6 protein-coding genes are annotated in these 8,241 nt (G+C 35.3%); all 6 read left to right on the top strand.

Translation table 11 applies throughout. The features are described 5' to 3' along the window. The 6 genes from Q5O30_RS00795 to Q5O30_RS00820 all read left to right on the top strand — a co-directional run bounded on the left by Q5O30_RS00795 (position 1) and on the right by Q5O30_RS00820 (position 7,987). Entirely contained in the window at positions 1-1,374 is a 1,374-nt protein-coding gene (locus Q5O30_RS00795; protein WP_021951870.1) for a V-type ATP synthase subunit B, read from the top strand. A 39-nt stretch (positions 1,375-1,413) separates the two neighbouring features. Beyond that, the gene (locus Q5O30_RS00800) at positions 1,414-2,076 is read left to right on the top strand and encodes a V-type ATP synthase subunit D (RefSeq protein WP_021951871.1); all 663 of its coding nucleotides are present in this window, start codon (positions 1,414-1,416) and stop codon (positions 2,074-2,076) included. 122 nt (positions 2,077-2,198) lie between these two features. Then, positions 2,199-3,188, top strand: a complete 990-nt coding sequence (locus Q5O30_RS00805) for a 2-hydroxyacid dehydrogenase (protein WP_021951872.1) — start codon at positions 2,199-2,201, stop codon at positions 3,186-3,188. A gap of 240 nt (positions 3,189-3,428) precedes the next feature. Next, the gene (locus Q5O30_RS00810; RefSeq protein ID WP_021951873.1) at positions 3,429-4,637 is read left to right on the top strand and encodes a family 16 glycosylhydrolase; all 1,209 of its coding nucleotides are present in this window, start codon (positions 3,429-3,431) and stop codon (positions 4,635-4,637) included. Positions 4,638-4,778: 141 nt separating this feature from the next. Next, entirely contained in the window at positions 4,779-6,671 is a 1,893-nt protein-coding gene (locus Q5O30_RS00815) for a lipopolysaccharide assembly protein LapB (protein ID WP_021951874.1), read from the top strand. An 11-nt stretch (positions 6,672-6,682) separates the two neighbouring features. Next, entirely contained in the window at positions 6,683-7,987 is a 1,305-nt protein-coding gene (locus Q5O30_RS00820; RefSeq protein WP_021951875.1) for a transglutaminase domain-containing protein, read from the top strand. The last annotated feature ends 254 nt before the right edge of the window (positions 7,988-8,241 follow it).

Genomic DNA, 8,241 nt, shown 5'->3' on the forward strand with positions numbered 1-8,241 from the left:
ATGCCAAAAGAGTACAGAACCATACAGGAAGTTGCCGGACCTCTTATGTTGGTAAGGGACGTTTCAGGAGTAACTTATGATGAATTAGGTGAAATAGAACTGGCAAATGGAGAGGTAAGACGATGCAAGGTTTTAGAGGTAAACGGAAGCAATGCATTAGTTCAGCTTTTTGAAGATTCAACAGGTATTAACCTTTCAAACAGTAAGGTAAGATTTTTAGGACGAAGCATGGAACTTGGAGTGTCAATGGACATGTTAGGAAGAGTATTTGATGGTCTTGGAAATCCCATAGATGACGGTCCGGATATTTTACCTGATGAAAGAAAGGATATTAATGGTATTGCCATGAATCCGGCAGCAAGAAATTATCCTTCAGAATTTATTCAGACAGGAATATCTGCCATTGACGGCTTAAATACATTAGTAAGGGGACAGAAGCTTCCTATATTTTCCGCATCAGGTCTTCCTCATGCCAATTTGGCAGCTCAGATTGCAAAACAGGCAAAGGTAGTAGGAACAGATGAGCCTTTTGCAGTAGTTTTTGCAGCAGTGGGAATTACCTTTGAGGAATCAGACTTTTTTGTCAACAGCTTTAAGGAAACAGGAGCCATTGACAGAACTGTAATGTTTATGAACCTTGCCAATGACCCGGCAGTTGAACGTATTGCCACCCCTAGAATGGCACTTACAGCAGCAGAATATCTTGCCTTTGAAAAGGGAATGCATGTACTGGTAATTATTACTGATATTACTAACTATGCAGATGCCCTTCGTGAGGTATCTGCAGCAAGAAAGGAAGTCCCTGGAAGAAGAGGTTATCCGGGATACATGTACACTGACCTTGCCACACTTTATGAGCGTGCAGGCCGTCAGAGAGGAAAAGACGGAAGTATAACCATGATTCCTATTCTTACAATGCCTGAGGATGACAAAACCCATCCTATTCCTGACCTTACAGGATATATAACGGAAGGACAGATTATTTTAAGCCGTGAACTATATAGAAAGGGAATTACACCACCTATTGATGTATTGCCTTCACTTTCACGATTAAAGGATAAAGGTATAGGTGAAGGAAAAACAAGAGCTGACCACAGTAATGTAATGAATCAGCTGTTTTCTGCCTATGCAAGAGGTAAGGATGCCAAGGAACTTATGACAATTTTAGGTGAGGCAGCATTGTCTGATATTGACCTTATTTATGCTAAGTTTGCAGATGAATTTGAGAAGGAATATGTTTCCCAGGGATATGATACAGACAGATCCATAGAGGAGACAATGAATGTAGGCTGGAAACTTTTGTCAATGCTTCCAAAATCAGAATTAAAGCGTATTGACGAAAAATACCTTGATAAATACTATATTAGCAAGTAGGACATATAACGGATTTGTTAACGAAAGGTGGGAAGTTTTATGGCATCTACACGTGTAAATCCAACGAGAATGGAGCTTACAAGGCAAAAAAAGAAGCTTATGTCTGCCACAAGAGGACATAAACTGTTAAAGGATAAACGTGACGAGTTAGTAAGACAGTTTATGGATATGATAAAGGAAAATATGAGGCTCAGACTTAAAGTTGAAGAGGGACTTAAAAGGGCAAACAGGGAGTTTGCCGTGGCCAGGGCAGGAATGAGTGAAGAGGTTTTAAACACAGCCCTTATGGCTAATAATAAGTCGTTGGAAATAAAGCAGGATTACAAAAATATAATGAGTGTTGACATTCCACAATTTTGTGCTAAAACTGAAATTGGCGGAAGGGATATATATTCTTATGGATATGCTTTCACTGCCGGGGATTTAGATGATGCAGTATACTCATTGTCTAATGTTTTTTCTGATATGATAAAGCTTGCTGAAATAGAAAAATCATGTCAGCTTATGGCATCGGAAATAGAAAAAACAAGACGAAGGGTAAATGCATTAGAACATGTAATAATTCCTCAGGCTTTGGACAATATAAAATATATAACCATGAAATTAGATGAAAATGAGAGAAGTACCCAGATTCGTTTAATGAAGGTTAAGGATATGATGTTAGAAGAAGCAGTGGAAGCCAGACGGAAAGAGGATATGTAAGTATCTATATGAATATTATGTAACAATTAATGGCGGAGCTTTTGCTTCGCTATTTTGTGCTTTTCTGATATCTATAAAACTTCCATATGGTATGTTATGTTTTAAAAGGAGGTAATAAATACATGAAAATTTTATTTTATGACACAAAAAAATATGACAGGGAATCCTTTGATAAAATAATCCCTGAATATAAGGACATTCAAATAGAGTATGCGGAGGAAGATATAAGTGAAAGAACTGCAAAATATGCAAAAGGATATGATGCCATATGTGCTTTTGTAAGTTCTGATGTAAGTGAAAAAGTATTAAAAATATTGAAAGAATGTGGCGTAAAGTTAGTTCTTATGCGTTGCGCGGGATATAATAACGTGGATGTAGGGGCTGCAAAAAAATATGGAATTACGGTGTTAAGAGTTCCGGGATATTCACCGGAAGCTGTGGCAGAGCATGCCATGGCATTAGCCCTTGCCAGTAACAGACATATTCACAAGGCATATATTAAGGTCAGGGAAAATAATTTCAGCCTTGTGGGACTTACGGGAATTAATTTTTATGGAAAAATAGCAGGAATAATTGGAACAGGAAAAATCGGAGCGGCAATGTGTCGTATTTGCAGAGGATTTGGAATGAAGGTTATGGCATATGATATTTACAAAAATCCGGATTTGAATTTTGTGGAATATACGGATTTAGATACAGTATTAGAAAAAAGCGACTTAATTTCCCTACATTGTCCACTGACAGATGATTCTTATCATATGATAAATAAAAAGACTATTAAAAAAATGAAGGACAACGTGGTCTTAGTAAATACATCAAGGGGAGCTTTAATTGATACTCAGGATTTGATACAGGGAATAAGGGAGCACAAATTTCACAGTGTAGGTCTTGATGTATATGAAGAGGAAACTAAGAATGTTTTTGAAAACAGGGAAGATGATATATTAGAGACATCCATAACATCAAGACTTTTGTCGTTTCCAAATGTAATAGTTACTTCTCATCAGGCATTTTTAACAGAAGAGGCACTAGAGGCAATAAGCTACACAACTTTAGAGAATGCCAAATCTTTTGAAATGGGAAATCTTATTGAAAACAATGTGGTGAAGTAATGTTAAGCTGTTTAGGAATTAGAGAAATTGGCTGGCAATGAAGTAATCCGGATATCAGAGGTGGCAAAATTTTGTTCTGCTTACATCATAAACGAACACAGACACCGGTGCCATAAAAGGTGTAAAAATTTTATAATTGGTTAGCATATTTTAGACACTGTTGAGAATAAAAACGTTATTGTGTAATATGAAAGTGAACATAAAAAGGTTTTCATTTATTATACAATGGAGGTTTAACATATGAGAAAGGCATTAGCAGTTATAGCTACAATGGTGGGAATTTTGGCAGCAAGCACCGGTGTAAGTGCTTCATATAATCAGGACACACTTACTATTGATCCAAGTGACATGAAGTTAATATGGTCGGATGAGTTTGAAGGAGATGCACTTAATACAAACAACTGGACTTATGAAATTGGAAATGGAAACTGGGGTTGGGGAAACAACGAACAGGAATATTATACAAGTTCCACAGATAATGTATATGTAAACAACGGAACTTTAAAAATATCTGCAAGAAAGCAGTCTGTAGGTGGAAAAAATTACACCTCGGGACGTATTAAAACAGCAGGAAAAGTGGAAGTGGGAAACGGCTACGTTGTAGCAAAAATCAAACTTCCTTCAGCAAAAGGTATATGGCCGGCATTCTGGATGTTAGGAACTAACGGACAGACATGGCCTATGTGTGGTGAAATTGACATAATGGAATCCATAAATACCAACCAGTTCCCATATGCAACAATGCATTGGACAACAGTGGCAGCACCTACAAAGGATCATTATGAAAGTAAGTTCCCGACAGCATACGGTTTCCCGAATTTTGATAAAACCCAGTGGCATACATACGGCGTTTACAGAACTGACGACAAAATAAGAGTATTCTATGATAATCAATTAATAGGTTCTTATACATATGTAGCCGGAATGGAAGAATTAAAAGATAATTACTATATGTTATTAAATGTGGCAGTAGGAGGAAATTTAACTTCTAATCAATTGCCTGCAACATCAGCACTTCCGGCAACAATGGAAGTAGACTATGTAAGATATTACAGAGACAAGACAGCTCAGGATATTGCTGACGAAAAAGAGCAGGCAGCTAAGGAAGAAGCAGCAAAGAAGGCTGCTGCAGCTAAAGCAGAGGCGGAAAAGAAAGCAAAGGCGAAACCGGCAAGGGCTACAGTTAAATCCATGAAAAATGTAAAGGGAAGAAAAGTAAGCCTTACCATTAAGAAGATAAAAGATGCCAAGGGATATCAAATCAGATATTGCGACAATAAAAGATTTCAGGGCTATATACAAAAAAATACTACAAAAACAAAGTATACGTTAAAGAGACTTGAAAAGAAAAGTACCTGCTATGTTAAGGTAAGAGCATATAAGGTATATAAAGGCAAAAAGATATATGGAAGCTGGTCAAAGGTTAAGCATGTAAAAATTAAAAAATAAATTATTTTAAAATCTCATACAAATTTTTATACACCCTAAGTGTTGGAGCAGATATCAACATTTGGGGTGTATTATTTTGTCAAATGTGATACAATAACCATTGATACTATAATCTTAAAAATATTATTATTGGAGACTAATATGGAAGAAAAGATGAATGAAAATATTATAGAAGATACTGCAAATCAGCAGGAAAATAGTGCGGAAGCTTTAAGTAATTCAGAAAACATAAATAATTCGGAAACGAACGACAATAAAGTTTCACAGTCTGAAGGCTTAAAGCGTTATGAAAAAATATTAGATTTAAAAGAGAATTTATGGACATACGGAAGTCCTGTTTTGTTTGAAACAGGAGAGCTTGAGCGTGATACCGTAAGCAATAAGAACAGACTTACCCTTAAGTTTACCAATATTTATGAAAAGACAATCAGGGATTTAAATATAACTGTATATGCCAGTGATAATGAGGGCAATGCAGAAGAAATTCAGCATAAGTATGGAGCTTTAGGACTTAAGTATTTAGAATCAAAGGGCAAAGCTGCAAAGATAACTGTTTCAAATGAAGCAGCAGAGAAATTTGTAATAAAAATAGACAGTGTTGTTTTTGAAGACGGAACAGTATGGAATAAAAAAGAGGCAATATGTGAATCGGTAGGGGTACTTGATGATGTGGAAGTGTTTGCAAAGGCAAAGCTTAAGGACTATGAAGACAGCTATATTTCAGCAACGGAGGATGTTGAAAAGGACGATTCAGCAAGCATTGCCAATGGAATAGAGATATTTAAGAGAATTTACTGGTATATGAATACAGCAGAGTTGCTTAATGATGCCAAAAGAAAATATGCCATAGTAAAGCAGAATGAGGAAAGAAAGCAAAACAGTGAAAGCAGACGTGTAAACAGAAAAAAGGCGGTTCGTAAGAGATATATTACGGCAGCAATTATAATTGTGATTATAGCAGGATTAGCAGCAGTGGCTGTTATGACTTACTTTATTCCTAATAAGAAATATACGGCAGCTAAAAAGTTAATTAACAATAAGAATTATGAAGAGGCTATAAATTCCTTTAATGAACTTAACGGTTTCTTAAAAAGTGAGGAATATTTAGCCCAAGCATATTATAATCTGGGATTAAATCAGTTAGATAGTGAAGATGAAAATAAGGCAACTGAGTATTTCAAAAAAGGGTATAATTCTGACAAAAACAGCAGATATGGAAAAATGTGCGGAGCATTTTTAGATTATTATGCAGGTGCCACGGCATTGCAAAGTGAAGAATATGATAAGGCAATGGATTTATTTAAGTCAAGCAGCAATGCGGCAGCAGATATGAATCTGGTTAATAGGGCAAGTGCCGGGATGGCAGAAATTTATTACCTCAAAAAAGATTATGAAACAGCATGGAACACAATTAAAAATGTGTATGCAAAGGATAAATCTTACGAAACAGAGTACGGGACATATGGATATGGCTATGCTAAAGCTTTAGTAGATAAGGGCGATACAAAAAACGGCATGGAAATATACAATAGTGTATCTAAGTATACCAAGTCAGAGAACCTTAATGAAAGTGTTTATAAGCAGGCTGTAAAATTAGGAGAACAGGGAAAAATTTCTGAGGCAATGAAACTCCTTGAAACAATTAAGAAGAGCTACAAAAAAGCAGGAACACTTTATAGTAAAATGAGCAGCTTTAACAGTAAGGTTAAATACTGGGTAGGCACATGGAAACATACGGGAAAAGTTAATGGAGAAAAGAAGATATATAAGATATATATTTCACAGGTTCTCTACAAGGACGAAATGTGTCTTAGAATTATAGATAAGAATAATGACTATCTGGGATTTGATACAGTTATAAGTACCAAAAATAAGGTAGATTCAATATTAATTGGAACTTATCAGCTGAAATTCAGATTAAGAGCTAATCATAATCAGAGGTTCACATATACTTTAAAGGGCGGAAAGAAGATGGTAAGACAGCTTAAATATAACGGAGAAAAATTTAGTACCCGTTATGGAAAAATAAAATAACAGGAGTTTAAATGAAAATAAAAATTAAAAGAATAATATGTCTTATTATTGCTACTGTCATGTTATGTTCTCCAATGGAGAATGTAACATGGTGTAACAATAATGTTTATGCTGACACAATTAGCAGGAATGCGATTGATGAGATTTCCACTATGAAAACAAGGGGAAAATTAATCCTTGTTGAAAGAAGAGAAAGACTGTATTCAGGAAACAGGAAAACCTCTGCATATAAGTCAGTTGCTGAAGCAGCTACAGGTTATAGAAAACAGCTGTTAAATCATCAGTATGAAGTAAACGCATATGTTAAATCAACGAATGCTGTTCCGGCAGAAGTGTTTGATGAACTGGAGAGTCAGGCATTTAAAGTCACATCAAAGGGTGACGAAGGGGATTACATGTATTGGGATATAGACAGGGAATATCCTTCCTATACACGTTATACAAGAAAAGAAAAAAAGAAAATCTACTATTATTATCACTTCAGGACTGAAGTATGGTATCTCACTACTTTAGAGCAAAAAAAGCAGGTAGATGCCAAGGTGAAAGAAATTATAAGCCAATTGGAAATTACAGAAGAAACTACAGAATATGAAGTAATTAAAATGGTATATGATTATGTGTGTGAACACGTAAAATATTCTGATAGCACAGTTGATGAAATCGTATATACATCGTGGTCAGCCTTGTTTAGGGGAAATGCAGTATGTCAGGGATATGCCCAGCTGATGTACAGGATACTTAAGGAATTGGGAATATCTGTAAGAGTTATTGCAGGTTTTGGAAGTCGTAATGTGCGCCATGGCTGGAATATTGTAAAGCTTGGAGATTACTATTACAATCTTGATTCAACCTGGGACGCTGAACTAATACAAAATGGAATAAAATATCGTTACTTTTTAAAAGGAGATAATTTTAATAAACATACCCGCTTAGAAGAGTACAAGACTATGGAGTTTTACAATGTTTATCCCATGGCTCAAAATGAGTATAATGTTGAACCTTTGGGATATTCACTTAAAACCCGGTCGGCCTTTTTTGCCGTCAAAAAAGCAAAATTTAAGAAAGTGGCAAGGAAAAAGGTTACTTTTGTTGCAGTTACCGGGGCTAAGGGATACCAGATTCAGTATGCAACAGATAAGAAATTCAAAAAAGGAAAAAAAACAGCAGTAACGTCGAAAGTATATTTTAAGCCGAAAAATTTAAAAAAGAAAAAGAAATATTATGTACGTTTTAGGGCATATAAGATAATTAATGAAAATAAGGTTTACACCAACTGGTCATCAGTGAAGGAGGTAAAGAGATACGTATGTCGATGATACTAGTGGAAAGACCGGGAAGAAATATAGTTGGATTTGCAAAAATGGTTAAAAAAATATGTTTATTTTATGATAAAATAGATTTAAAGGTTCTATAGGAGTTTGTTTGATACTCGGCTATTATACTTTCAGATAACTAAAAAAATATAAAAATGATACTTTTATAAAAAAAAACACCTAATCGGTTTTTATTTAATATGCTAAAATGGAAATAGGGTGATTGAACGAAAAAAAGGAGGAACATCATCTGAAAA

The organism is Eubacterium sp. CAG:161, assembly GCF_000432355.1.
GTDB classification, from domain to species: Bacteria; Bacillota; Clostridia; order Lachnospirales; family Lachnospiraceae; genus Eubacterium_G; species Eubacterium_G segne.

Excerpts from the sequence above, each read along its gene's own strand:
- Q5O30_RS00800 (WP_021951871.1), top strand. The coding sequence starts at position 1,414 with ATGGCATCTACACGTGTAAATCCAACGAGAATGGAGCTTACAAGGCAA.
- Q5O30_RS00805 (WP_021951872.1), top strand. The coding sequence starts at position 2,199 with ATGAAAATTTTATTTTATGACACAAAAAAATATGACAGGGAATCCTTT.
- Q5O30_RS00820 (WP_021951875.1), top strand. The coding sequence starts at position 6,683 with ATGAAAATAAAAATTAAAAGAATAATATGTCTTATTATTGCTACTGTC.
- Q5O30_RS00815 (WP_021951874.1), top strand. The coding sequence starts at position 4,779 with ATGGAAGAAAAGATGAATGAAAATATTATAGAAGATACTGCAAATCAG.
- Q5O30_RS00810 (WP_021951873.1), top strand. The coding sequence starts at position 3,429 with ATGAGAAAGGCATTAGCAGTTATAGCTACAATGGTGGGAATTTTGGCA.
- Q5O30_RS00795 (WP_021951870.1), top strand. The coding sequence starts at position 1 with ATGCCAAAAGAGTACAGAACCATACAGGAAGTTGCCGGACCTCTTATG.